The organism is Collinsella sp. TM04-29, from assembly GCF_003466565.1.
Classification (GTDB): domain Bacteria; phylum Actinomycetota; class Coriobacteriia; order Coriobacteriales; family Coriobacteriaceae; genus Collinsella.
Genome location: NZ_QSPW01000004.1, coordinates 96,212 through 119,288, shown reverse-complemented (window position 1 = coordinate 119,288; position 23,077 = coordinate 96,212). Strand labels below are relative to the sequence as shown.

General features: G+C 59.9%; 20 protein-coding genes. 8 read left to right on the top strand and 12 right to left on the bottom strand.

The genetic code is table 11. The annotated features are described in order from the left end of the window. A complete protein-coding gene (locus tag DXD39_RS08345) occupies positions 1-729 on the bottom strand; it encodes a uracil-DNA glycosylase (protein WP_117803780.1) in 729 nt (242 codons plus the stop codon). A gap of 88 nt (positions 730-817) precedes the next feature. Next, complete coding sequence (locus DXD39_RS08340) at positions 818-1,720, bottom strand: DMT family transporter (protein ID WP_117803779.1); 903 nt, start codon at positions 1,718-1,720, stop codon at positions 818-820. Positions 1,721-1,878: 158 nt separating this feature from the next. Between DXD39_RS08340 and DXD39_RS08335 the strand changes: the two genes are divergently transcribed. After that, complete coding sequence (locus tag DXD39_RS08335; protein WP_117803778.1) at positions 1,879-2,745, top strand: LysR family transcriptional regulator; 867 nt, start codon at positions 1,879-1,881, stop codon at positions 2,743-2,745. 27 nt (positions 2,746-2,772) lie between these two features. Here the strand turns inward: DXD39_RS08335 and DXD39_RS08330 are convergent, their stop codons facing one another. From DXD39_RS08330 to DXD39_RS08320, 3 genes are all read right to left on the bottom strand, one after another. Continuing rightward, entirely contained in the window at positions 2,773-4,155 is a 1,383-nt protein-coding gene (locus DXD39_RS08330; RefSeq protein ID WP_117803777.1) for an MATE family efflux transporter, read from the bottom strand. Positions 4,156-4,230: 75 nt separating this feature from the next. After that, positions 4,231-7,176, bottom strand: coding sequence for a response regulator (locus DXD39_RS08325; RefSeq protein ID WP_199572159.1), 2,946 nt, complete (start codon positions 7,174-7,176; stop codon positions 4,231-4,233). Between the two features lie 5 nt (positions 7,177-7,181). Next, the gene (locus DXD39_RS08320; protein WP_117803776.1) at positions 7,182-9,047 is read right to left on the bottom strand and encodes an ABC transporter substrate-binding protein; all 1,866 of its coding nucleotides are present in this window, start codon (positions 9,045-9,047) and stop codon (positions 7,182-7,184) included. Between the two features lie 401 nt (positions 9,048-9,448). On the opposite strand from DXD39_RS08320, the gene DXD39_RS08315 reads away from it, so the two are divergent. Next, complete coding sequence (locus DXD39_RS08315) at positions 9,449-10,261, top strand: putative RNA methyltransferase (RefSeq protein WP_117803775.1); 813 nt, start codon at positions 9,449-9,451, stop codon at positions 10,259-10,261. A gap of 125 nt (positions 10,262-10,386) precedes the next feature. Here DXD39_RS08315 and DXD39_RS08310 read toward each other — a convergent pair whose 3' ends face one another. Next, positions 10,387-10,788, bottom strand: coding sequence for a hypothetical protein (locus DXD39_RS08310; protein ID WP_117629601.1), 402 nt, complete (start codon positions 10,786-10,788; stop codon positions 10,387-10,389). 229 nt (positions 10,789-11,017) lie between these two features. On the opposite strand from DXD39_RS08310, the gene DXD39_RS10190 reads away from it, so the two are divergent. Beyond that, on the top strand, positions 11,018-11,161 hold the full coding sequence (locus tag DXD39_RS10190) for a hypothetical protein (protein WP_158549061.1): 144 nt from the start codon (positions 11,018-11,020) through the stop codon (positions 11,159-11,161). 63 nt (positions 11,162-11,224) lie between these two features. After that, complete coding sequence (locus DXD39_RS08305) at positions 11,225-11,929, top strand: class I SAM-dependent methyltransferase (protein WP_117629602.1); 705 nt, start codon at positions 11,225-11,227, stop codon at positions 11,927-11,929. A gap of 48 nt (positions 11,930-11,977) precedes the next feature. Here the strand turns inward: DXD39_RS08305 and DXD39_RS08300 are convergent, their stop codons facing one another. After that, positions 11,978-12,274, bottom strand: coding sequence for a hypothetical protein (locus tag DXD39_RS08300; protein ID WP_117629603.1), 297 nt, complete (start codon positions 12,272-12,274; stop codon positions 11,978-11,980). 77 nt (positions 12,275-12,351) lie between these two features. On the opposite strand from DXD39_RS08300, the gene DXD39_RS08295 reads away from it, so the two are divergent. From DXD39_RS08295 to DXD39_RS08280, 4 genes are all read left to right on the top strand, one after another. Continuing rightward, positions 12,352-12,840 (top strand): N-acetyltransferase, encoded by a 489-nt coding sequence (locus tag DXD39_RS08295; protein WP_117803774.1) that lies wholly within the window; start codon positions 12,352-12,354, stop codon positions 12,838-12,840. Between the two features lie 257 nt (positions 12,841-13,097). Next, a complete protein-coding gene (locus DXD39_RS08290; RefSeq protein ID WP_117803773.1) occupies positions 13,098-15,101 on the top strand; it encodes a translation factor GTPase family protein in 2,004 nt (667 codons plus the stop codon). A gap of 93 nt (positions 15,102-15,194) precedes the next feature. Next, positions 15,195-16,313, top strand: coding sequence for an AAA family ATPase (locus DXD39_RS08285; protein WP_117803772.1), 1,119 nt, complete (start codon positions 15,195-15,197; stop codon positions 16,311-16,313). A 51-nt stretch (positions 16,314-16,364) separates the two neighbouring features. Further along, positions 16,365-18,857: an excinuclease ABC subunit UvrA gene (locus DXD39_RS08280; RefSeq protein ID WP_117803771.1), complete on the top strand. Its 2,493-nt coding sequence runs from the start codon at positions 16,365-16,367 to the stop codon at positions 18,855-18,857. 42 nt (positions 18,858-18,899) lie between these two features. Here DXD39_RS08280 and DXD39_RS08275 read toward each other — a convergent pair whose 3' ends face one another. The 5 genes from DXD39_RS08275 to DXD39_RS08255 all read right to left on the bottom strand — a co-directional run bounded on the left by DXD39_RS08275 (position 18,900) and on the right by DXD39_RS08255 (position 23,010). Further along, entirely contained in the window at positions 18,900-20,000 is a 1,101-nt protein-coding gene (locus DXD39_RS08275; protein WP_117803770.1) for an AAA family ATPase, read from the bottom strand. A 111-nt stretch (positions 20,001-20,111) separates the two neighbouring features. Continuing rightward, positions 20,112-20,711: a tRNA (cytidine(34)-2'-O)-methyltransferase gene (locus DXD39_RS08270; RefSeq protein ID WP_117803769.1), complete on the bottom strand. Its 600-nt coding sequence runs from the start codon at positions 20,709-20,711 to the stop codon at positions 20,112-20,114. A 99-nt stretch (positions 20,712-20,810) separates the two neighbouring features. Then, complete coding sequence (locus tag DXD39_RS08265) at positions 20,811-21,941, bottom strand: GTP-binding protein (protein WP_117803768.1); 1,131 nt, start codon at positions 21,939-21,941, stop codon at positions 20,811-20,813. Between the two features lie 86 nt (positions 21,942-22,027). Then, on the bottom strand, positions 22,028-22,369 hold the full coding sequence (locus DXD39_RS08260) for an arsenate reductase family protein (protein WP_055252194.1): 342 nt from the start codon (positions 22,367-22,369) through the stop codon (positions 22,028-22,030). A gap of 17 nt (positions 22,370-22,386) precedes the next feature. Then, positions 22,387-23,010 (bottom strand): flavodoxin family protein, encoded by a 624-nt coding sequence (locus DXD39_RS08255; RefSeq protein ID WP_117803767.1) that lies wholly within the window; start codon positions 23,008-23,010, stop codon positions 22,387-22,389. Positions 23,011-23,077 lie beyond the last annotated feature (67 nt).

Below are 23,077 nucleotides of genomic sequence, written 5' to 3'. Positions count from 1 at the left end.
TTATGAAGCGAGGCAGCCCCAGTCGATGGGGCTGCTGCCGTTTTGCTCGAGCAATTCATTGGCTGCCGAGAAGGGACGCGACCCCATAAAAGCGGGGAATTCTGCCGTGGCACGGTTGGCCGAAAGCGGCGAGGGGTGCGTGGAGGCAAGGCAGAACTTGCCGCCCGCCTTGCCCGCGCCGGTCGCGGCGAGCTTGCCCTCGACCATCTGCTGGGCAAAGCGGCCCCATGCCAAAAAGACGACCGGCTGGGGCAGCTGACAGCAGCGTTCGATAACGTAGTCGGTGAGCGTGCTCCAGCCCAGCTTGGCGTGCGAGTTCGCGGCATGTTCGCGCACGGTGAGCGTCGTGTTGAGAAGCAGGACGCCCTGTTGTGCCCAGGGGGTTAGGTCTCCCGTGGCGGGAATGGGGCAGCCCAGATCGGCGTTGAGTTCCTTATAGATGTTGCGCAGGCTCGGCGGCAACTTGGTTTGCGTCGCAGGCACCGAGAACGACAGTCCCATGGCCTGGTTGGGTCCGTGATAGGGGTCTTGGCCCAAGATGACTACCTTGACCAGGTCGGCCGGCGTGTAGGCGAGGGCATTGAGGATGTCGTCTTGTGCCGGGTAGATAGTCTGCTCGGCACGCAAAAGGGCGATGCGCTCGAGCAGCTGGTTCGTCGTGTCACGTACCGGCTGCGGCGCATCGCCCAACCAAGTTGCTATGTTGCGGTCGCGAGTTGCAGCGTCCATGGAACTCCTTTAGGGCAGATGCTTTGTCGGCATCTATTGTAAAGGCGCACCGGTTGCCTTTATGCCGCGGCTACATGAGGAGTGGGGCCTACGAGACGTGCTCGGGCGCTGCCGCCATATGAGCATGCCCATGTGCGCGAAGGCGCGGAAGCTCGACAGTTGCCACCATGACGCCGGTGAGGATGAGGGCAGCGCCAAGGAAGGCGATGGGGCTCAGGACCTCGCCGACCAGGAAAAACGAGAAGACGGCGGAGCAGACCGGCTCGAGCGAGAAGGCGAAGCCAGTGGTTTCGGCAGGTACGTGGGGCTGCACGAGCGTCTGGGTGATAAAGCCGTAGGCAGAGCAGATGAGTGCGAGCGCAACGATAACGACGATCTCGCTCGGCGTGCTGGGAAGCGTGAAGCCGCCAAAGGTAAATGCGGCGATACCCGAGAACAAGCCGCCGAAGCCCAGCTGCCAAACGCCCAGAGCCAGCGGATCGACTTCTTCGACAAAGCGCTTGGCGATGATAATGTGGCCGGCATAGATAAAGGCCGAGAGCAGCATGATGATCGCGCCGGGATTCAGGCTGGTAAAGTCGGCGCCCGAGAGCAGCAACATGCCGCAGGTGACGATGGCGGTGCCGATGAGCACCTTGCGCTCGGGAGCGCGACGCAGCAGGGCCGCGTTGGCAAACGGCACGATTACGACCGTCAGGCTCTGCAAAAAGCCGGCGGTGGAGGCGGAGGTGAGGCTGGAGCCCAGGCACATGCAGGTGATCTCGGTTGCCATGATGGCGCCGATGATGGCGGCGCGGACCATCAGGTCACGGTTGATGCGCACCGCGTGCTTGTGGAAGAGCAGCAGGCAGGCCGCAAAGGCGATGATGCAGCGCAGCGCGACGATGCTCGTGGCGTTCATGCTGTCCATGCCGATCTTCATGAGGGGGTACGAAAAGCCCCATGCGACGGGAACGGAAAATGAGAGCGCGATTGCTTTTTTGCGATCCATGGGACTCCTTTTGTTACAGAACGGTTTCGCAAAAAGGATTCTGCTCCCAGATATGGATGTAGTAAAGCGAATGTATCTTCAGTATGATTAAGAAATACTAATGTTGGAAGAAAAAGCCCTGGCAAAACGTTTTACGGCTACATCGATGTGGAGGCACGATGGCATCGCGGTATCAGATTGTATGTATGGTGGTCGATTGCGGCAGCCTGAAACGTGCCGCCGACGCGCTGGGCTATACGCAAAGCGCGGTGAGCCAGGCCGTCAAGGCGCTCGAGCGCGAGCTGGGCACCACGATTATCGAGCGTGGCAAGCAGGGCGTCTCGCTTACGCGCGACGGCAAACAGTATCTGCCGTATCTGCGCCAGATCGTTACGGCCGAGGCCGAGCTTGAGGGCAAGCGCCAGGAGTTGCTGGGGCTTTCGTCGACCGACATTCGCATTGCGACGTTTACCAACGTGAGTCGTACTGTGTTGCCGCGTGTGATCCGCGACTTTGGGGCCCTGCATCCGGGCGTGCGCTTTACCCTCAAGCAGGGCGATTACACGCGCAACGCCCAGTGGGTGCACGATGGCGTGGTTGACTTTTGCTTTACGGCGCGTGGATTTACCGAGGGGCTCGAGAAACGCGTGGTCTATCACGACGAGCTGGTGGCGCTGTTGCCAGCCGTCCATCCACTGGCGGCAAAGGAGAAGGTGACGCTTGCCGACCTGGCGTCCGAACCTTTTGTGCTGCTGGATGAGGGCGAACAGAGTCTGGTGCTCGATGCGTTTGCCGCGCACGGGCTATCGCCGCATGTGACGAGTGAGGTCACCGATGACTACACCATTATGGCGATGGTGGAGGAGGGCCTCGGTGTGAGCATGCTCTACCGCCGTACCGTCGAGGGCATGCGGGCCGATATTTGTGTGCGCCCCATCGTGCATGCTCCCTCGCGCGACGTCGTGGCGGCTTGGCGCAGCTGGGACACCATGCCTATCGCCACGAGGCGCTTTATCGACTATATGAGCTCGCATATTGTCAATTAGCTGCCGATGTGCTACCTAGTTGTGTGCCTAGAACGCCCCGGTTTTGGCTTGTGCCAGACGGTAGGTGCGTGCCGGGTGGCAGAGCAGTACCGCCACGACCATAAAGAATGCCGTGGTGCCCAGGCTGATGGGATAGACCATCACGATGTTCGCAAAGGTGCGGAAGTGCGGGAACACGCAGAACACCCAATAGAAGCGGATGCCGCAGACGCAAATCATGGTGATGAGGGCGGGCATGAGCGAGATGCCAAAGCCGCGCAGATAACCGGACATGTTTTCGTAGAACATGCTAAAGGCGTACGCCGGGAAGATCGAACACACGCGGATATAGCCGATCGAGACGATGTTGGGATCGCTGTTAAAGAGCGCCAGGATCTCGCGCCCCAGACCGACGATGATGACGATGGTGGTGAGCGCGACGATGCCGCCTTCGACCAGGCAGACCTTGAGCGTCTTGGTGCAGCGGTCGATCTGGCGAGCGCCGTGGTTTTGCCCCACAAAGGTGGTGCAGGCCTGGCTAAAGCTGTTGAGCAGGTTGTAGCACACATACTCCAGGCTCATGGCGGCGCTCGATGCCGCCATGACCTCGGTGCCCAGGCTGTTGATGGCGGACTGGATGATGATGTTGGCGACGGCAAAGACGGCGCTTTGGATGCCGGCGGGCAGGCCAATCTTGACGATGCGCTTGAGGGCGACGGGGTCTAAGCCTAAGTCGCGTGGGGTGACGCGGACGACGGAGTCGGTCTTGAGCAGGCGGATAAAGAGCGTAGCGGCGCTGACGGTGTAGGCGATGGCGGTGGCGATGGCGACGCCCGCGACGCCCCAGTGGAGTACGGGGACAAAGACGAGGTCCAGGCCAATGTTGAGGACGGTGGACACGGCAAGCGCCTGCAGCGGCATGCGGGTGATGCCGACGGAGCGGAAGATCGCGGCCTCAAAGTTGTAAAGCAAAATCGAGGGCATGCTCAGCAAAAAGACGCGTAGGTAGAGCGATGCGAGCGGCATGGTTTCGTCAGGGACGTTGAGCGCGGCGAGCATGGGTTCGGCAAAGATCTCGCCCAGCGCGATGACGACAAAGCCCACGAGTGCCATCAGAATCGAGGTATGGACGGCGCGCTTGACCATGTTCTGATCGTTGCGGCCGATGGCGTTGGCGATGACCACGTTGGAGCCAAGCGACAGCCCAATAAACAGGTTGATCATAAGACTGGTAAGCGGAACATTGGAGCCGACCGCCGCCATGGCGAGGGTTCCCTGGTCGCCCGAGAAGTTACCGATGATGACCGTGGCGATGAGGTTCGACAGCTGCTCAAGGATGCTCGTGGCGGCGACGGGAAAGGCGAACAGGGGAATATTGCGCCACAGCGAGCCGGTGGTCATGTCAATGTGCTTGGACGCGGTTTCAGTCATACGCTCTCAATCTCTACTATGCTCTTTCGTGCTTATTTGCGCAGACGATGATACTCCTATCGGGCAGTCGTTGAGCTACCTGATCTTGCGCATCTCCTGTACAAGGTCGGCAATCACAATGGGCTTGGACAAAAAGCCGTTCATGCCGCTTTCCAAGGCGTTGCGGCGGTCCTCATCAAAGGCGTTTGCCGTCATGGCAAGAATGGGGACGCCTGCCAACGCGGGGTTTTCCAGTTCGCGGATGCGGCGGGTGGCGGTGTAGCCGTCCGTGATGGGCATCTGCACGTCCATCAGCACCAAATCGTACTGCCCGGGCGCTGCAGCGCTGACTTTATCCACGGCGATAGCGCCGTTTTCGGCGGTGTCGACCTCAAGGCCGTAGGCCTTCATGATCTCCTCGGCAATCTCGCGGTTCAGCTCGTTATCCTCGACAAGCAGAACATGCATGCCCTTGAGGTCGGTGGCATTTTGGGGCAATATGCTCTGCTCCTCTTTCGCCTGTTCCTGCCCGATGACGGTCATCAGCGTGTCGCGCAAGTCGGACATAAACATCGGCTTGGAACAGAACGCCGTGACACCGGCTGCCTTTGCCTCCACCTCAATGTCAGACCAGTCATAGGCGGTCAGGATAATAATGGGCGTATCGTCGTTCAGTGCGCGAATCTGGCGGGTTACCTCAATGCCATTCATATCCGGCAGGCGCCAGTCGATGATATAGGCCTTAAAGGTATCGCCCATCTCGAGGGACTGCCGTGCGCGCAGCACGGCTTCCTTACCAGAAAGCGTCCATTGGGCGCGCATCCCCACCTTGACCAGCATCTTGGTCACGCTGTCGCAGGTGTTGAAATCGTCGTCAACCACCAGCGCCTTCAGTCCTTCCAGCTCGACGATTTTTACCTCCCTACGGCGTTCTGTCTGGGCGCGCAGCGGAACACGGACGATAAATTCAGAGCCTTTTTCCGGCGCGGACTGTACCTCAATGGTGCCGCCCATCATATCTACGATGTTTTTGGTGATGGCCATACCCAGCCCGGCACCCTGTATTCTGCTTACCGTGGAGGAGCGCTCGCGCTCAAAGGGTTCAAATACCTTTTTGGCAAAATCCGGGTCCATACCGATACCGCTGTCCTTGACGCGGAATTCATACTGCCCGCATCCGCCGACCTTACCGGCAAGCTGGCGCACCCGCACCGATATCGTGCCGCCCGCGGGGGTGAACTTGATGGCATTGGACAAAAGGTTCATCAAGACCTGGTTGAGCCTGGTCTTGTCGCAATAGACGTCCTCGTCGGTAACGTCTATCGCGTCCATATACAATTCCAGTTGCTTTGCGTAAATCTGCCCGCTGACGATGGTTTTAATATCGTGCAGCACATCGGAGAGATTGACCTCGGTTTCGTCCAGCTGTATTTTTCCGCTTTCGATACGGCTCATATCCAAGATGTCATTGATGAGCGAGAGCAGATGGTTGCTGGAGGCAAGGGTCTTGGCAAGGTAGTCCTTCACGCGCTCCTTATCGTCCAGATGGCTGACCGCCAGCGTGGTAAAGCCGATGATGGCGTTCATAGGCGTGCGGATATCGTGGGACATGCTGGAAAGGAAGGTGCTCTTGGCGCGGTTGGCGTTTTCGGCGGCGGCAACGGCATCCGCAAGTGCTTGATTCACCTGCTTATCGGCGGTGCGGTCAGATAAAACCAGAATGTACTTGGTTTGTCCCTCGACCTCACTGCCCATAGCAACCACATGGAACCAGCGTCGTTCCCCCGTTTGCTGATGGGTATATTCCATATCCCATTCGCGTTGCTCGCCGCCGGCAAGCCCCGCCAGATAGTTTTCGACAGGTTCGACGGTATCCTTCGGGTGCAGCATGGCCAGCGTACCGACATTTTCGCGCACGCTCTCCTGCGTCAGACCCAGCAAGCGTTCCATGTTCGGGCTAATATAATCTGCCTTGTAGGTTTTTGCATCTAGCATCAAAAAGACATCGTCCACGTTCTGGGATAGCTTCCGGAACAGCTCTTCGCGGTACAAGATTTCGGTATTCTTGCGGCGCAGTTTGATGCGACCCCTGCTAATAACCTGCAGAATGGTCATGAGCGAAAGTCCGCCTCCAATGCCCACTACTATTTGTACCGTTCTCAGCCAAAGCTGATTCATAGCGGCATTGACGACATCCACGGGGACAAGCTCCACCAAGGTCCAGTCCTGGATGTCGGCGCTTTCGTACGCCAGATAGTATTTTGTGTCGCCCAGCTCTACCTCGCGGTTTCCGTCGGCACCTTTTGCAAAATCATTGGCAAGATCTTGCACCTGCGCTTCGCTGAGGTTGGAATGCTCGCGCAGGACCGCAAGCAGGTTATAGATGGATTGCTCGCCCTCTGCGATATTTTCGATCACGACCTGCCCATCCGGGTAGACGACATAGGTGCTGGCGGTTCCGCCAAACGCCGAATCGTCCACGGATTTCATCACAGCGTCATTGCGATGGCTGATGGCAATGGCATCGTAGGCAAAGCCGCGGTAGACGCCCTTTGTTTCGGGGCAGATAAACACCAGCGTCGGATCCTGCCCGGGCAAGACCGCGTTTAATACAATGTCGTTCTGATCGGCAAGCTTCTCGTCGAGGTTGCTCTGCAGGCCAAGATAGCCCGTTTCCCCGCGCGGTGTCATATAGTTGCCGTCATACGAAAGAAAGTAGAATTCGGCAAAGCCAAGCTCCTGCTTTGCGGATTCCAGAAACGCCTGAATCCCGTCGTCATCGGGGGTGGTCTCCAGGAAGCCGTTCCACAAATGCAGGTAGGAGATGTTTTGGTCGGCGATCTTTCTCAGCATGTTGTTAGATTTATGCAGAACTTCCTCTAAATGCGAGGTGCTTTCTTCATAAACGGTCTTGGACACAAATGAAAGGTACTGCACGCCAAGGAAAACAAAACACGTAATCGTCAGCACAACGGCGGCAGCGGACAGCCCTTTGCGCGGCACGTGCCATGTTCTTTTGGTTTTACGCTTATCTACTTCCACGTCGCCTACCCCAACGTAATGTAGCTTTCCGGCGCGGCGAGCGCCACGCTGCCGTCGGAAAGTGCCTTGCTCCAGAGGTTTTTGACCGTATCCTCTCCGCGCTCAAACGCGTGGGTTTTGTCCTGCAGCAGCGGCGTCATCTGCTTTTCCGTCGCCAGGCAGGTCACGGTAACGGTGTCATTGTCTTGCAGGGGCTTTCCGTTGCGGGTAACGCCGGTGAGCTTGTAGCTGCCGTCGTTCTTTTTTACCTGCACGGCAATACCGCTGACCACCGGCAGAGAGCCGCGGTTGAACGGGGTAAAGCCGCCCTCGCACCCTTCCACAAAGGCGCGCAGGGTGTCCTTTAGCTCGGCGCCCGTCATGGTGCGTTGGTACGACAAAAGACCGTTGGGCATGATCATGGCCGACGCCGTTGTTTGGGTGTAGTCCGCCTGCAGCACACTGCCGGTAAAGCTGTTGGCGGCCGCCACCAGCACATCGGTGCCGTATATGCCGCGCAGTGTGTTTGCCATAACCGAGAAAGAAGCATTGCCGCCATCTTTGTGGAACACGTTGGAGTAAGTCTTTTTGTTGCTCAGCACAATATCGCCTGTGTCGGGCGCCTGCTCTGCCAAAAGGCTGGCATCAAACGCGCTATAGGCTTGCGCGGCGTCATATTCGCCCATAATCATCTTGGAAACCACGTCCTGCGAGGTGGCAAAGAAATCGTTGGAGGCAATGCGAATATACATATGGTTTTCTTCCACCACGGAGCGCACGTCCTTCGTGGTGTCGGTCAGGCGGTAGTCGACGTCCTGGCTGTAGCTGAGCAGGTCCTGCCCGTCCGCGAGGATCTGCTCCTGTGCGTCCTGCGACATCATAACGTGCAAAACCTGCATTGCCTTTTCGCGGCGCGCGTCGTCCTGCTCCAAATCGTGGTTCAGTGCCACCTGGAAGTAGGGTGTGGTCATCAGCCACTTTTCGCCGTTTTGGCTAAAGAACGGTAAAAAGGTTGCGTCGATGCCCTGCTCCTGGAACATCTTTACGCCGGCAGAGCTGCCAAAGTACATGGCAAGCTGCCCGTTGCCGAACATCTCGGTCACGTCGTCGTAATTGAGCTCTAAATCCGCCGCGGTCAGACCCGTGTCCTGAATGAACTGCTCCATGCGCTCGAAGCCACCCGGCCATACGGTGTCGTCCAGCCCGACACGGGTGTTGTTGGCGGGGTCGCTGTAGGCGGTGCGCCACTTGCGCCCCTCCGTGGTCGTAAGCTCGGCGGCGGAAAGCCCCTGCAGCGTTTCCATGCAGGTGTAATCGTACTGATAATCGGCAGTAAAGCCGCGAATGCCCACTTTCTCAAAGGCTTTGCAGGCCGCGACAAAGCTGGCGTAGTCGGTGGGCAGCGGAATGTCGTACTGCTCAAAAAGGTCGCGGTTGACCACGAAACCGTGGGCATCGGCGCATACGGGCAGCCAGTTTACGCTACCGTCCTCATTTTTAAAGTTGTTGAGGTAGGTGTTGTAGATGGCGCCTGCCTCGTTGGTGGTGGAAAGGTCCATCAGGCAGTCCTTTAAGGGGGCAGCATCGTGCAGGGAGAAACGGCAGCAGGTAATAATGTCCGGCAAGCCGCCGTTTTGCTGCAAGAACTTATAAAAGTCCAAATCGTTGTTGCCGACGATAAACTCAATGTTTACGTCCGGCAGCTGTGCCTGCACATAGGGGGCGTACTTCTCGTACAGGCTGGTTGTCCACAGGTATACCTGAATGGTTTCTTTATTCTCCTGCGCCTCCTGCGATTTGGTGCCTTTTTCGGCGCAGCCGCTCAGCAGGGATACACCCAGCACCATGGCAGCAAGCAGTGCAAAAGCGATGCACAGTTGTTTCTTCTTCATGCGACCCTTTTCCTCCCGAACCGAAGGCGGCCTGCCCGTATACAGAACTGCTCATACATGCTTTGCAAGTCCATTTCGGGTAGTGCGTCGATTGTTGGCGTAAGCCGTCCTGGTGCGGAACAGCCGAAGGCTGCCCGAGCGGGCGGCATCTTGGTCCGGATCGATTAGATCGCGCCCTAGAATGTTTGCATGATACCACCGCTACGCTGCCATTCTGAGCGCGTCGCAGCACTCATTGCGGCACTTAGGGACGTTCCTTTTCTGCCGGCAGCTGGGGACACTCCTGGCTAGTCGTTGGGGACGTTCTTAAACGACTAGTCATTCAAGAACGTCCCCAATGACTAGGTGGGGAAGGCGTGCGACAATGGTGGGCGTTGTGTTGTCCGCGCTAAGGAGTTGCCATGTTGTTGTGTCCCGTTTGCCATAAGCCGTTGGTGGACGACGAGCGCGGTGCTGCATGCGCGGGCGGACACCGGTTTGACCGTGCGCGCGAAGGCTATCTGTATCTGCTGCGCTCGTCCAAGAGCGGTGACTCCATGGGCGATCCCAAGTCGCAGGCGCGCAGCCGTCGCGACTTTCTGAACCGTGGATACTATGCGCCGCTGCGCGATGCGATGGTCGAGCTGGTGCACGAGTGGGCGGCAGAGCACGGGGTGTCTACGGGCAAGCAGCTGACCTTGCTCGATATTTGCTGTGGCGAGGGCTACTACACCAGCGCCATGGGCGCGGTACCGGGCGTGGATGCTTACGGTTTCGACCTGGGCAAAGAGATGGTTCGCCTTGCTGCCAAGCGCGGCGATGCGACCTATTTCGTGGCCAATATGAAGGATATCCCCGTGGCCGATGATGCCTTCGATATGGTGACCGAGCTCTTTGCCCCCTTTAACGAGCGCGAGTTTGCCCGCGTGCTGGCACCCGAGGGCTCGCTCTACACCGTGGTGCCGGGTGCTCGGCATCTGTTTGGGCTCAAGGAGGTGCTCTACGACACGCCATATCTCAACGACGAGAAGCTGCCGAAGACGACCGAGCTGGAGTTGGTGGGAACGCAACGGGTGTCTGCGAGCATTACGCTCCAGACGCAGGCCGATATCGAGGCGGTGTTCCAGATGACGCCGTACTACTACCGCACGCGCCCCGCCGACAAAGAGCGCCTGGCAAACCTGGACACCCTTCAAACCGACATCGACTTCATCATCGCCGAGTACCGCCACTAACCTACCAAAAAGGGACAGGTTTATTTTGGCAGGTTTTATCTGGGCAAATGCAAAGGGCCGACCGCGGAGATGTGCGATCGGCCCTTTTTAGTTGCTTGGCTGCAGAGGCTATGAGAAGCGAGCGCTTACAGGCGGTCCTTGTTCTCGGCCTTGACGGCGTGCGCCTGCTGAACAAAGAACAGGTCGTACACCACGATGACAAAGGCGCCAAAGTTGATGGCGTCGCCGCCAAACGCGGGAAGCGTGAGCACGGCCTGCGCAATCGTGGCGATTGCGGCGACGATGCCGAGCTTAAACGCGCCATCCACCTGCGAAGGCTTGTTGGCGCCCTTGATGCCCGCAACACCTGCGGCAAGATCGACAAGACCCTTGATGACAAGTACGGCCGCGGCGAGCATGGCGTTCGGCCCGTACGTGGAATCGAGACTGCCTCGGGCGATGCCGACGCCGGCGATGACGAGGCTGGCGATACCCAAAACAAAGTAAATGAGGGCAAGGATTTTGAGTGTCTTGCGAGCGTAGCTCATGGCTGGATCCTTTCGATACGAGTACGGCCGATCTGGCGTACCCCCTGTGCTGCACATATGGTGAAGCACATTGTAGTTCAACGCGGCGGCGCATGCGTCTGAAAGCGCTTTAGGCCTGCGCACCTCAACCTTTCAAAAAGGAAAGCTGGACGTAAGTCAAATCGATGGCAGCTCATGTGCGGCGCTGCGATGATGAGGATGTAACAAGGAGTTGGTCTAAGGAGGAGCCATGATGTACGGAACAGGGCAGGCGCGCGAGCCGCAATCGTTGGGAAGGCGCATGAGCGATTCTGTGATCGCTGCCGTGTGCACGGGATTGATGGCGGTGCTTTGCATTGGGATGCTGTGGGCCATGTCGCATGTGGGACAATAGCGGACGATTGGGTGCCGACACATGCGGCGCTCACGTATCCGCTTTGCTTGCTAAGGAGTACCCATGGGCGTCGTCGATCCCTTTTCTGTTGCTCGGGCCGCGGGGCTTGAGCTGATCGGGAAGCCCGAGGGCCTCACGCTCACCGACGGTGCGATGGAGTTGCGTGCCGATTTTGGCCGCATGCTTCCACGGCTCAAGCAGGGCCGTCTGCAGCAAGAGCTACTGGTGAAGGCTGCGCGCACAAAAGGCATCGAGCAACCATGGGCGATTGACGCCACGGCAGGCTTTGGCGAGGATTCGCTGCTGCTGGCGGCAGCGGGCTTTACCGTCGATCTGTATGAACAGGACTGCGTGATCGCGGCGCTGCTCCAGGATGCCCTGGATCGCGCGGCAGATGATTCGGCGCTTGCGGCCGCCGTGGCGCGCATGCACTTACATGCGGGCGAGGACAGCATTGCCGGCCTTCGCCATACAGCTGAGCTGATCGGGCAGGGCGAGCTTGCCGCTCCCGACGTGGTGTATCTGGACCCCATGTTTCCCGAGCGCACCAAGAGCGCGGCGGTGAAAAAGAAGTTCCAACTCTTGCACCATTTGGAACAGCCGTGTGCCGATGAGGAGACGCTGGTTAAAGCTGCGCTTGCGGCGCGCCCGCGCAAGGTCGTTATCAAGCGGCCGGTAAAGGGACCGCTGCTTGCCGGCGTTAAGCCGAGCTATCAACTTGCGGGCAAGGCCGTTCGTTACGATATTTTGGTGCCGCCGCGCCCGTAGCTTGCGCGCGATAGCTGGCGCTCCGTCAGTGCCGTGCCGAAGTGGCGCCTATTTCCAAGGGTGCGACGTCAGGTGCCATCCGCCGCAGTATTCGCATTTGTAGCAGGCCAAACCGCGCCGTCCGCGGTTTTCGCAGTCGGCCATAACTGCCTCGGCCTCGGCGCGCGTGTCGTAACGGTTTTTGCGCTCGCACGACTTGTAGCGCCAGGCTTCATCGCGCTCGGCGTCTAGTGCGTCGCGGCGCACGTCTTCGCGTGCAAACAGGTCGCTCATATCGCCGCCCGTGGCAGCGCCTAAAAACTCGCTTTTGGCTTTTGACCAGGCGGCTCGCTTTTTGCTACCCATCTGCTTCGCGCCCTTCTCAAAACGTTGGTATCATTGCTCAATCAAAGTGATACCAATAAACGTGAGGTCGCCGCGTGATGATCAGAAAAACCCTCGATACCGACATTCCCGCCGTCATGGCTATCTATGACGCGGCCCGCGCCTTTATGCGTGCGCATGGCAACGCCACGCAGTGGCCCGAGGGCACGCCTTCTGCCGAGCAGCTGGCTGCCGATATCGCCGCCGGTGGCAGCTATGTGTGCGAAGTCGACGGTCGCGTGGTGGCGACGTTTGCCTTTTTGCCGGGCCTGGACGAGTGCTACGACGTCATCGAGGACGGCCAGTGGCGTAGCGACACTCCGTACGCCGTACTGCACCGCGTGGCGTCCGACGGCACCGTGCACGGTATCGCGGCTGCGATGTTTGCCTTTGCCAAGGAGCGCGCCGACCATCTGCGTATCGATACGCACGCGGACAACCTGCCCATGCAGGGCGCGAGCATGAAGGCGGGGTTCGAGCGCGCCGGCGTCGTGTATGTGTCGGACGGCACGCCGCGCGTCGCGTTCGATTGGCTGCGCGAGGCATAAGAGCGGGGACGCGTATCAACAATCCATGTACATGAAAATGGCCCCGGGTGGGGCCATTTTTGGTCGCTGCGCTGTTAGGGGAGGTGCCGGCTTTCGTAAGGCGCGAACCTACGAAAATCGCCGCGCGGCAACGCGGGGCGATGAGCTCGGTCGGGGGATAGGGCCCGCTTCGCCCGCCGGCCCGTAAATTGTATCATCCAGTGTGGAACGAGGGTGCCCGTTGCCACGTGCGATGGGCTTGCAATAAGAGGAGAGCCATGTCGAAGCAAGCGGTCGTTGGAATCTTGGCGCATGTCGATGCCGGCAAGACTACGCTGGCCGAGGCCATGCTGTTCAACGCAGGTCGCATTCGCAAGCGCGGCCGTGTGGACGACGGCGACTCGCACCTGGATACCAGCGCTATCGAACGCGAGCGCGGCATCACGATTTTCTCGTCGCAGGCCGTGCTCGACCACGGAGATACCCACGTCATGCTTGTGGACGCCCCCGGTCACGTGGATTTTTCGGCCGAGGCAGAGCGCACATTGCGCGCGCTCGACTACGCGATTTTGGTTGTGGGCGCCAACGATGGCGTGCAGGGGCACACCGAAACCCTGTGGCGCCTGCTTGCACGTTATGACATCCCGACGTTCATCTTCATCAACAAGATCGATTTGGAGAATCCTGGCCGCGATGTTTTGCTGACACAGCTTGGGCAGCGTCTTTCCGAGGGCTGCCTGGATGCCAACGAACTGTTGGCGGGTGGTGCCGTTCAGGAGGACGCTGCTGCGTTGGACGAGGCGGCGCTCGATGAGTTTCTTGAGACGGGCGAGCTTTCTGTCGCAACGCTGTCGCGCATGGTTGTCGAGCGCAAGCTCTTTCCCTGCTTTGCCGGCTCGGCGCTCAAGGACCAGGGCGTGGGCGAGCTGCTGGATGGCATGTGCACGCTGATGCGTGAACAGGCGTGGGCCCCGGAGTTCGCCGCGCGCGTCTATCGCGTCAGCCGAGGTGTTCGTGGCGAGCGCTTGGCTTGGGTTAAAGTGACCGGCGGCACACTGCATGCCAAACAGATGATTGACGGACGTTCCGGCGCCGAGGCATGGGAGCAAAAGGTCGATCAGGTGCGCATCTATAACGGAGAGAAGTACGAGCTTGCCCAGGAAGTTGCCGCTGGCGGCATCTGCGCCGTGACGGGTCTTGCGCACGTTCGCCCAGGGGACGCCCTGGGCGCGGAGTCCGCGGGCGATGCGCCCGTCATTGCGCCAGTCCTCACCTATACGGTGCTGCCGGGCGAACACGACGTCCATACGGTGTTCAAAGCATTGACTGAGTTGGCGGACGAAGATCCCATGCTCGGCGTAAGCTGGAATACGCATCTTGAGCAGATTCACCTGCAGTTGATGGGCACCGTGCAGCTCGAGGTCGTGCAGCGCGTGCTGGCCGATCGTTTTGGCCTTGCGGTCGAGTTTGAGCCCGGCGGCATTCTCTATAAGGAGACTATCTCGCAGCCGGTCGAGGGTGTGGGCCACTTTGAGCCGCTGCGCCATTACGCCGAGGTGCACCTGCGCCTGGAGCCGTTGCCAGTAGGTTCGGGCGTGCAGTTTGGCACCGTGACCTCGACCGACGAGCTCGACCTTAACTGGCAGCGTCTGGCACTCACCAACGCCATGGAGCGCGACCACCTGGGCGTGTTGACCGGCTCGCCCATCACCGATGTGCGCATTACGCTCACGGGCGGCCGCGCGCATGCCAAACACACCGAGGGCGGTGACTTTCGTCAGGCAACATACCGCGCGATTCGCCAGGGTTTGATGCAGGCGCGCGAGGCCGGCGCGGCGGTGCTGTTGGAGCCGTGGTATCGCTTTGAGCTCGAGGTGCCGGGGGAGTGCGTGGGCAGGGCGCTTTCGGATGCCACGCGCATGGGTGCCGAGTACGAGCCGCCGGCAATGACGGGTGACCGGGCGAAGCTTGTGGGCCGCGTGCCGGCATCCGAGGTGCAGGATTACGCGCTGGAGGTGGCTGCCTACACGAGCGGCCGCGGACATCTGTACCTGGAGTTCGCCGGTTATGCGGCTTGCCATGATGCCGAGCGCGTCATCGAGGCGGCCGCCTACGAGCCCGAGGCCGATCTGCCCAACACGCCCGATTCGGTCTTTTGCGCCCACGGCGCCGGCTATACGGTCAAATGGTACGACGTATCCGCTGTGGCACACGTAAACGGCGATCCCGCCACCTTCCGCCCCTATCGCCCCGCCGACGCCGAGTTTTTCGGCCACATGTGACAAAGGGACAGTCCCTTTGTCACATTCAGTTGGTATAACTCGGTATAAGTTGGTATAACTATTACCAGCGTTTGCCAATCCGAGGAGGCCGACATGAATCCAAATCCCTTTAAGCCAACGGCTGGTAAGCGACCTCCGATACTCATCGGTCGCGAGTCGGTCATCGAAGATTTTGAGGAAGGGCTCGATAACGGTGCCGGAGCGCCGGGCAGACTCATGCTCATTACAGGAAACCGCGGCTGTGGCAAAACAGTTCTCCTGCGGGAGCTGCAGCGTCTCGCCAGTGAGCGCGGATGGGCGGTTGTCTCCGATTCCGCTTCGCTTGGTTTATGCGACCGCTTGGCCGACGCGCTTCGCTCGAATAAACCCGTTGTGACGTCGATGGAGTTTGGTCCGTCATTTGGCCGAATGTCGGTTGAGGCGGCGCGGGCAAAAGGCGAGACGTTGCGGGGGCTGGTCAACGAACGTCTCAAGAAACTCGGTCCAGGTAAGGGCATCCTGTTTGCGATTGACGAGGCTCAATCTGCGTCTATCGAGGAACTGGCGGCTCTCGCCGTTCTCTATCAGCAGGTGCTCGGAGATCAGGATGCCACGGGCTTGCCCGATAGCGAGCAACGCGGTCTTGCGCTGGTCTTTGCCGGCTTGCCCAGCATGGTTGACGATTTGCTCGAAGAGCCGAGCGTGACGTTTTTGCGACGTGCCCAGCAGCGTACGTTGGGGGCGATTTCTTTGCCCCAGGTGCGCGATTCGTATATCCAGACGATCAAGCGCGCTGGTTTTTATATTGATGCGGAGACCGCGGACCTTGCGGCGCGCAAGAGCATGGGGCATCCCTATATGGTTCAGCTGGTGGGATATTACATATGGCGGTCTGCTGTCCGGCGTGGCTCGCAAGTCATTGAAAGGCGCGATGTCGAGGATGGCCATGCGGATGCCGTCTCCGAGTTCTACGAAGCGGTTGACGCGCCTCTGTATTACGGGCTGCGCACCCCACAGCGTCTCTTTATCGAGGCCATGGCGGTTGACGAGGGCAAGCCGACGCGTATGGCGGATATCATTGAGCGCTGCGACCGCACCCAGAGCTGGGCGAGCAAATACCGCGCAAGCCTGATTCGCGAGCGCGTCATCGAGGCCGCCGGATACGGCCTCGTCCGTTTTACCGTGCCCATGCTGGGCGAGTACATTCGAGATCGTGTTTTATGGCACGAGTAAAGGACAAAGGGACAGTCCCTTTGTCACATTCGATCAACAGGAAGGGGAGCGATGACGGTGTCGCAACAGCCGAGTGCTATCGAGGTACGTGGTGCGCGCGTCCATAACCTCAAGGACATCGATATCGATATTCCGCTGGGAAGGCTCGTGGGCATTGCCGGCGTGTCGGGTTCGGGCAAGAGCTCGCTGGCGCTGGGGGTTCTGTATGCCGAGGGCTCGCGTCGTTATCTGGAGGCGCTCAGCACCTATACCCGCCGTCGTCTGACGCAGGCCGAGCACGCACAGGTGGACGAGGTGCTGCACGTGCCGGCGGCGCTCGCATTGCATCAGCGTCCTAGTGTGCCAGGCGTGCGCTCGACCTTTGGCACCATGACCGAGCTCAACAACAGTCTGCGCCTGCTCTTTAGCCGCTGCGCCCATCACGTGTGCCCGCATTGCGGGGCGCGCGTGGAGCCGAGCCTTAACGTGGCCGCGGGCCTGTCGCTCACGTGCCCCTCATGCGGCCGTGAGTTCTATGCGCCGGGGGCCGAGGACCTTGCCTTTAACAGCGGCGGCGCGTGTCCCACCTGCGGCGGCACCGGCATTATGCGCGAGGTGGACGAGGCGAGCCTGGTGCCCGACGAGTCAAAGACCATCAACGAGGGCGCGGTGCTTCCCTGGGGCACGCTCATGTGGGACCTGATGAAGCAGGTGGCCGGCGAGATGGGCGTGCGTACCGACGTGCCGTTTAACCAGCTCACGCCTCAAGAGCGCGACATCGTGTTCCATGGCCCGGCAGTCAAGAAGCACATTCTCTACGTTCCCAAAAACGGCGAGGGCGCCACGCCGCTCGACTTTACCTATTACAACGCCGTCTATACCGTCGAGAATGCGCTCGCCAAGGTTAAGGACGATAAGGGGCTCAAGCGCGTTGCGCGCTTTTTGTGCGAGGGGCCGTGTCGCGATTGCGGCGGTACGCGTCTTTCCGACGCCGCGCGCCAGCCCCAGGTGCGCGGTATCAATCTGGCGCAGGCGGCAGCCATGACGCTGGGCGAGGCGATTGAGTGGGTGCGCGGGGTGCCCGCATCCTTGCCGACCGAGATGCGGCCCATGGCCGGGGACATCTGCGATTCGTTTTTGAGTACGGCCCGTCGCCTGGTCGATCTGGGTCTCGACTACCTTTCGCTCGACCGCGCCGGCGCCACGCTCTCCACGGGTGAGCGCCAGCGCGTACAGCTTGCCCGCGTGGTCCGCAACCGATCGACGGGCGTGCTGTATGTGCTGGACGAGCCTTCGATTGGCTTACATCCCGCGAACGTCGACGGCTTGGTAGGCGTAATGCGCGATCTGGTGGTCGATGGCAATACCGTGGTTGTTGTCGACCACGACACGCGCGTGCTGGCAGAAGCCGACTATCTGGTCGAGATGGGCCCCGTTGCGGGAGCAGGCGGCGGCCATGTAATCGCCGCCGGTACGGTAGACGAGGTCGAACAATCGCAGGGCAGCCGCATCGCGCCGTTCTTGCGCTCGGACCCCAAGCGTCTGCGCCCGCAGGTGGCTGACGACGAAATGTTCGACCTAGGCCATATCCGCATGGCGACCGATGCCATCCATACCGTCAAACCACTCGAAGTCGATATCCCGCGCGGCCGCCTTGTCGCGGTGACGGGTGTTTCGGGTTCGGGCAAGACGACACTGGTGCTCGAGACGCTCATCCCGGCGCTCAAGGCACAGGCAGCCGGTGAGCGCCTGCCAAGGCACGTGCGTTGGGTCGATGCCGAGGGCATCGCGCGCGCCAACCTGATTGACGCCACGCCCATCGGCGCCAACGTACGCTCGACGGTAGCGACCTATGCCGACATCCATGATGAGCTGCGCCGCGCCTTCGCCCGTACGCCCGAGGCCAAGGCGTCAGGGTATAAGGCGGGTGCCTTTAGCTACAACACTGGCGCTTTGCGCTGCCCCACGTGCGATGGCACGGGCTCGATATCGCTCGACGTGCAGTTTTTGCCCGATGTCGAGATTGTCTGTCCTGCATGCCGTGGCTCGCGTTATGCAGACGCAGCCTCGCATATTCATCGCGAGGGCAAGGACGGCAGTCTGCTCACGTTGCCGCAGCTCATGGACATGAGTGTGGACGAGGCCCTCGACGCCACGGTGGGACTCAAGAAAGTTCAGGCGCGCCTGCAGACCTTGCATGGCCTGGGTCTGGGCTACCTGACACTTGGCGAGCCCACGCCGGCGCTCTCGGGCGGCGAGGCGCAGCGACTTAAGCTTGCAAGCGAGATGGGCCGCGTGCAGGACGATGCCGTATTCGTGTTCGACGAGCCCACGATCGGCCTGCATCCGCTCGATGTTCAGGTGCTGCTGAGTGTGTTTGACGGACTCGTTGCCAAGGGCGCCACGGTTATCGTGATCGAACACGACCTCGACCTTATCCGTAACGCCGATTACGTGATCGACATGGGTCCGGGTGGCGGCGACGCGGGCGGGCAAATCGTCTGCACCGGTACGCCGGGCGACATCGCTGCCTGCTCCGCAAGCATCACTGGCCATTACCTCTAGCAGAATGTGACAAAGGGACAGTCCCTTTGTCACATCCGATGCCTATTTCACGCATTGAGCGGCGAGATAGTCGCGGAAGAACGGTAATTCAAAAGCGACGATTCCGCGCCCGCGTTCTCCAATGATGCCGGCGTCTATCATGCGGCGTCGGTAGCGGGAGACCTGTTGCGGCGAACGCTTAAGGCGCTCGACAAGGTCAGCGGTGGTGGACTCTTCCTCGTCATCGAGCATGGCGATGAGAAAACGCTTGTCCTCCGCAGTGAGTTCCCGATAGGTCGCTGCGAGGATCCGGTCGTCCATTTCGTCGCGTGCGATTTTGATTCCCTGGTCAAAGTCGCGAGATGATATTTCCCTCGAGTTGCTCGTGAGATCCCAGGCGCGGTAGCCCACAAGCTGCAAAAGGAAAGGAAAGCCCGAAATCGAGCGAACGGCCTTATCGATTCCCTCGGCATCCGCCAGACGGTCGTTTTCCTGGATCGTTCGGATCAAGGCCTCGCGTACATCGTAGTCGGCGATACGCCCCAGATGATATTGCTGGGCGCGACGAAGGAACGAGACCGTCTTGTGGTTCAGCAACGTCGAGACGTTGTTGGGAAGTCCCGCCATGAGTAGAGCGACGCGTTTCCCATCGGTCACAAAGTGCTGATACGTGGCTGCGAGCTGGATCATCTCGTCGAGCGTCGGGTCGACCTCATCAACCGTGACGAGCAGACCGGTGCCCGTTTCGTTGAGCTGGTCGATGATGTCGCTCATGCGATAACGCCAAGTCGAGGCATCGTGAACGCGATTGACCTCGATACTGCCGAGCGGCGCGATTCCGAGACCGGTGACTTCGAAGTTGTTAGACGGGTTGATGAGATGGCCTGCAGCACGTTTCGCCCCGAACTCGATTTCCTCAAGCATTCCCGAGAGCGCGGTCGTCTTTACGGCTATCCAGCCGTGGGATTCTGCCCTTGTCGCGAGGGATGACATGAGAGCGGTTTTACCGGTTCCACGCGCGCCTGAGAAGATCGAGGTCAATTCCGGGCGTCTACGCTGGCTCAAGAAGGCACGGTCCAAATCCCGAATAATCTGTTGTCTGCCGGCGAGATGGGCAGGAACCTCACCAAAACTGGGGGTAAACGGGTTCTCGAGATATTCCACAAGGCTCTCCTTTCACATCGCCGTTTAACTCCATTTTATTCTAGTTAATTCTGATTAAAAGCGACGGCTCGTTATTTGGTGCATCAATGTGACAAAGGGACAGTCCCTTTGTCACATGCCGGGGAAGTCTGTCTGGCGCAGGGCCTCGTAGAGGACGATGGCGGCGCTGTTGGAGAGGTTGAGTGCACTAATGCGGTAGTCGGCCGGGTCGATAAAGTTGCCGCAGATATCCTGCCGAAGGATGGCTTCGTGGCTGTCCTCGGTATGTCCGAGCGCCTCCTCGTGGGCTTCCCAAGCCTCGGCGTTATCGAGTGAGTCGCAATCGCGCAGCATCGGGATGCGCTCGCAGCGCGCGGGCGCCGCAGCAAGCAGGTCTTCGGGAATCCCCGAGCTCTCGCTGCCAAAGACCAGATAGTCAGCGTCGCGGTAGGTGCTTTGCGCATAGGTGCGGCGCGCCTTTTTGGTCAGCAGATGCAGGCGCTCGTCGGCAGGGGAGAGGTCGTTGCGCACAAGGAAATCCTCCCAGCTGGCATAGGTCGTCACGTCCAAGTTTTGCCAGTAGCTCAGGCCGGCGCGACGCACCGTCTTGTCGTCGAGCGAAAAGCCCAGCGGCTCTACCAGATGCAGGCGGGCGCCAGTAACCACGCAGGTGCGGCCGATATTGCCCGTATTGGCCGGAATCTCGGGTGCATACAGCACGATATTGAACATGAATCTCCTTGGCTCAGAATGAAAAACCACCACGAAGGGGACAGGCACCTTCGTGGTGGTTAGGCGGTTACGTGGGCGGAAAACGCCCGCTTTGATAACCTAGGCGCGGTGCCAGTCGGTCAGGCAGGCATCGAGGGCGGCGATGAGCGCGTCCTTGTCCATGTGACGCCCGATGATGCACAGGCTCGTCATGCGGTCGCCCGTCTCGTCGTCCCAAATCTGCATGATCTCGGGGTTCTCGTCGATAATCTTCTGCTTCTCGCCCTCGGGCGCAGAATCGACAAACAGACCGTTCTCCATTAGGCGCATCTGGTGGCCGGCCTGCTCAAACATGTAGCACATGTCCGGATTGCCGGTCTGCCACAGCGGGCCCTTGACGCGAATGACCTCGTCGGGCCACTCCTGCTCAACAAAATCGGTGAACTTCTGCAGGTCAAACGGCTTGCGGCGCGAGTACACAAAGGTCTCGATGTCGTACTCGAGCACCTCGGGGTCGTCGTGCTCCTCGGGATGCTCCATGGCCTCGATCCAAGCGGCGGAGTTGTAGGCGCGCATAAAGTCGAAGCGGTCGGTATCGAGCAGCTCCTCCATGGGGACCTCGCCGTTTTGAGCCTCGACAATCACGGCGTCCTTCTGCAGGCTGCGCACGATGGCTTTGAGCTCTGCGATCTGCTCGGGGGTGACGGTGTCAGTCTTATTAAGAATCAGCGTGGAGCAAAACTCGATCTGCTGGATGAGCAGGCTCTCGATGTCATCCTCGTCAATGTCCTCGGCCAGCAGGTCGCGACCGCCGTTGAACTCGTCGTACATGCGGGCGCAGTCGACCACGGCCACGATGTTGTCGAGCGCGAGCTTGGGCTCGCCGCCCACCTTGGCCTCGTCGCAGAAGCTCGAGATGGTGTAGGCGATGGGGATAGGCTCGCAAATACCCGAGGCCTCGATGATGATGTAGTCGAACTTGCCCGAATCGGCGATGCCCTGCAGCTGGTTGGCCAGGTCGTCCGAAAGCGTGCAGCAGATGCAGCCGTTGGTGAGCGGGATGAGGTCGTCGGTCTCGGAAAGGCCGCCGTCGGCGATAAGGCTAGCGTCGACGTTGATCTCGCCGATATCGTTGACGATCACGGCGGCGCGGATGCCGCCGTCGTTGGCGAGGATGTGGTTGAGCAGCGTGGTCTTGCCGGCACCGAGGTAGCCGGTAAGCATGATGATCTTCACGGGTTTGTTGGGCATGTGCCCTCCTTTGTTAGACATGGCTTACAGTTGAATCTTATGCCAAACGCCAGCTCTTATACCCACGCGCCGACAAATAACACAGGCTACTCCCAGGCTCCCCACACATCGGGACAATAGCCGACGGTGGCCTTCTTGCCGTTGCGTACGATGGGCTCGGCCAGAACCTGCTGGTTCTCGAGCAGCTTATCGAAACGCTGGCTGGGGGTGAGGTGCTGGATGAGTGCGAGCGTCTCCTCGTCCTTGGCTTTGGGGTTGAGCAGCTTGTCGATGCCGCCAACCGCCTGCATCACGCTCGTGAGCTCGCCCTTGCTCATCTCCTTTTCCTTAAGGTCGATAAACTGCACCTTAATGCGGCGCTCCTTAAAATAGCGCTGGGCCTTCTTGGTATCGAAGGACTTTTTGGTACCGAAGATCTGCACGTTCATTGTTTGGTTCCGCCGTTCTACCTGATGAAGTTGGTCCTAGCGCGATCGGCCTGGGGCGCTTCGATGCCGGCGGACTTTCCCGCCTCGATGCAACGCAGCAGCCAGGCCATGTTTTTGCCGATGTTTCGCATGGTGGCAAGGCCTTCGGCGTCCTGGGCGGCCTCGCCCGGCATGGCGCCAAAGACGTTGTTCCAGTAGGTGGATGCCACCACGGGCATCTGGTTGATGGTGAAGTATTTGTTGAGCACATCGAAGGTGGTCGACGTGCCACCGCGACGGGCAACGGCGACAGCGGCGCCCGGCTTGTGCGCAAAGGCCTTGCTGCCGGCATAGAATGCACGGTCGAGGGCAGAGAGGATACGTCCGCTGGGGTGCGCGTAGTAGACGGGCGAACCAAAGACAAAGCCGTCTGCCTGCTCGGCAGCTGCAATCAATTCGTTGACCATGTCGTCGTCAAAGGTGCAGCGGCAATCGAGCTTGCCGCACTGGCCGCACCCGATGCAATCGCGAATAGGCTTGGCGCCCAGCTGAAACACCTGCGTCTCAATGCCCTCTGCGTTGAGCTGCTCGGCAATCTCGGCGAGTGCGCGGGCGGTGTTGCCGTTTGCCTTGGGGCTGCCATTGACCAAAAGAACCTTCATCACTAACTCCCTCTGCTGTCGGTGACTTCTGCGGAGGATTATCGCACGAGCGGGCAGATGGCGTGGG

What these genes read in the sequence shown, in the direction of transcription:
- DXD39_RS08345 (WP_117803780.1), bottom strand. Translation starts at nt 729, where the DNA reads ATGGACGCTGCAACTCGCGACCGCAACATAGCAACTTGGTTGGGCGAT.
- DXD39_RS08340 (WP_117803779.1), bottom strand. Translation starts at nt 1,720, where the DNA reads ATGGATCGCAAAAAAGCAATCGCGCTCTCATTTTCCGTTCCCGTCGCA.
- DXD39_RS08335 (WP_117803778.1), top strand. Translation starts at nt 1,879, where the DNA reads ATGGCATCGCGGTATCAGATTGTATGTATGGTGGTCGATTGCGGCAGC.
- DXD39_RS08330 (WP_117803777.1), bottom strand. Translation starts at nt 4,155, where the DNA reads ATGACTGAAACCGCGTCCAAGCACATTGACATGACCACCGGCTCGCTG.
- DXD39_RS08320 (WP_117803776.1), bottom strand. Translation starts at nt 9,047, where the DNA reads ATGAAGAAGAAACAACTGTGCATCGCTTTTGCACTGCTTGCTGCCATG.
- DXD39_RS08315 (WP_117803775.1), top strand. Translation starts at nt 9,449, where the DNA reads ATGTTGTTGTGTCCCGTTTGCCATAAGCCGTTGGTGGACGACGAGCGC.
- DXD39_RS08310 (WP_117629601.1), bottom strand. Translation starts at nt 10,788, where the DNA reads ATGAGCTACGCTCGCAAGACACTCAAAATCCTTGCCCTCATTTACTTT.
- DXD39_RS10190 (WP_158549061.1), top strand. Translation starts at nt 11,018, where the DNA reads ATGATGTACGGAACAGGGCAGGCGCGCGAGCCGCAATCGTTGGGAAGG.
- DXD39_RS08305 (WP_117629602.1), top strand. Translation starts at nt 11,225, where the DNA reads ATGGGCGTCGTCGATCCCTTTTCTGTTGCTCGGGCCGCGGGGCTTGAG.
- DXD39_RS08300 (WP_117629603.1), bottom strand. Translation starts at nt 12,274, where the DNA reads ATGGGTAGCAAAAAGCGAGCCGCCTGGTCAAAAGCCAAAAGCGAGTTT.
- DXD39_RS08295 (WP_117803774.1), top strand. Translation starts at nt 12,352, where the DNA reads ATGATCAGAAAAACCCTCGATACCGACATTCCCGCCGTCATGGCTATC.
- DXD39_RS08290 (WP_117803773.1), top strand. Translation starts at nt 13,098, where the DNA reads ATGTCGAAGCAAGCGGTCGTTGGAATCTTGGCGCATGTCGATGCCGGC.
- DXD39_RS08285 (WP_117803772.1), top strand. Translation starts at nt 15,195, where the DNA reads ATGAATCCAAATCCCTTTAAGCCAACGGCTGGTAAGCGACCTCCGATA.
- DXD39_RS08280 (WP_117803771.1), top strand. Translation starts at nt 16,365, where the DNA reads ATGACGGTGTCGCAACAGCCGAGTGCTATCGAGGTACGTGGTGCGCGC.
- DXD39_RS08270 (WP_117803769.1), bottom strand. Translation starts at nt 20,711, where the DNA reads ATGTTCAATATCGTGCTGTATGCACCCGAGATTCCGGCCAATACGGGC.
- DXD39_RS08265 (WP_117803768.1), bottom strand. Translation starts at nt 21,941, where the DNA reads ATGCCCAACAAACCCGTGAAGATCATCATGCTTACCGGCTACCTCGGT.
- DXD39_RS08260 (WP_055252194.1), bottom strand. Translation starts at nt 22,369, where the DNA reads ATGAACGTGCAGATCTTCGGTACCAAAAAGTCCTTCGATACCAAGAAG.
- DXD39_RS08255 (WP_117803767.1), bottom strand. Translation starts at nt 23,010, where the DNA reads ATGAAGGTTCTTTTGGTCAATGGCAGCCCCAAGGCAAACGGCAACACC.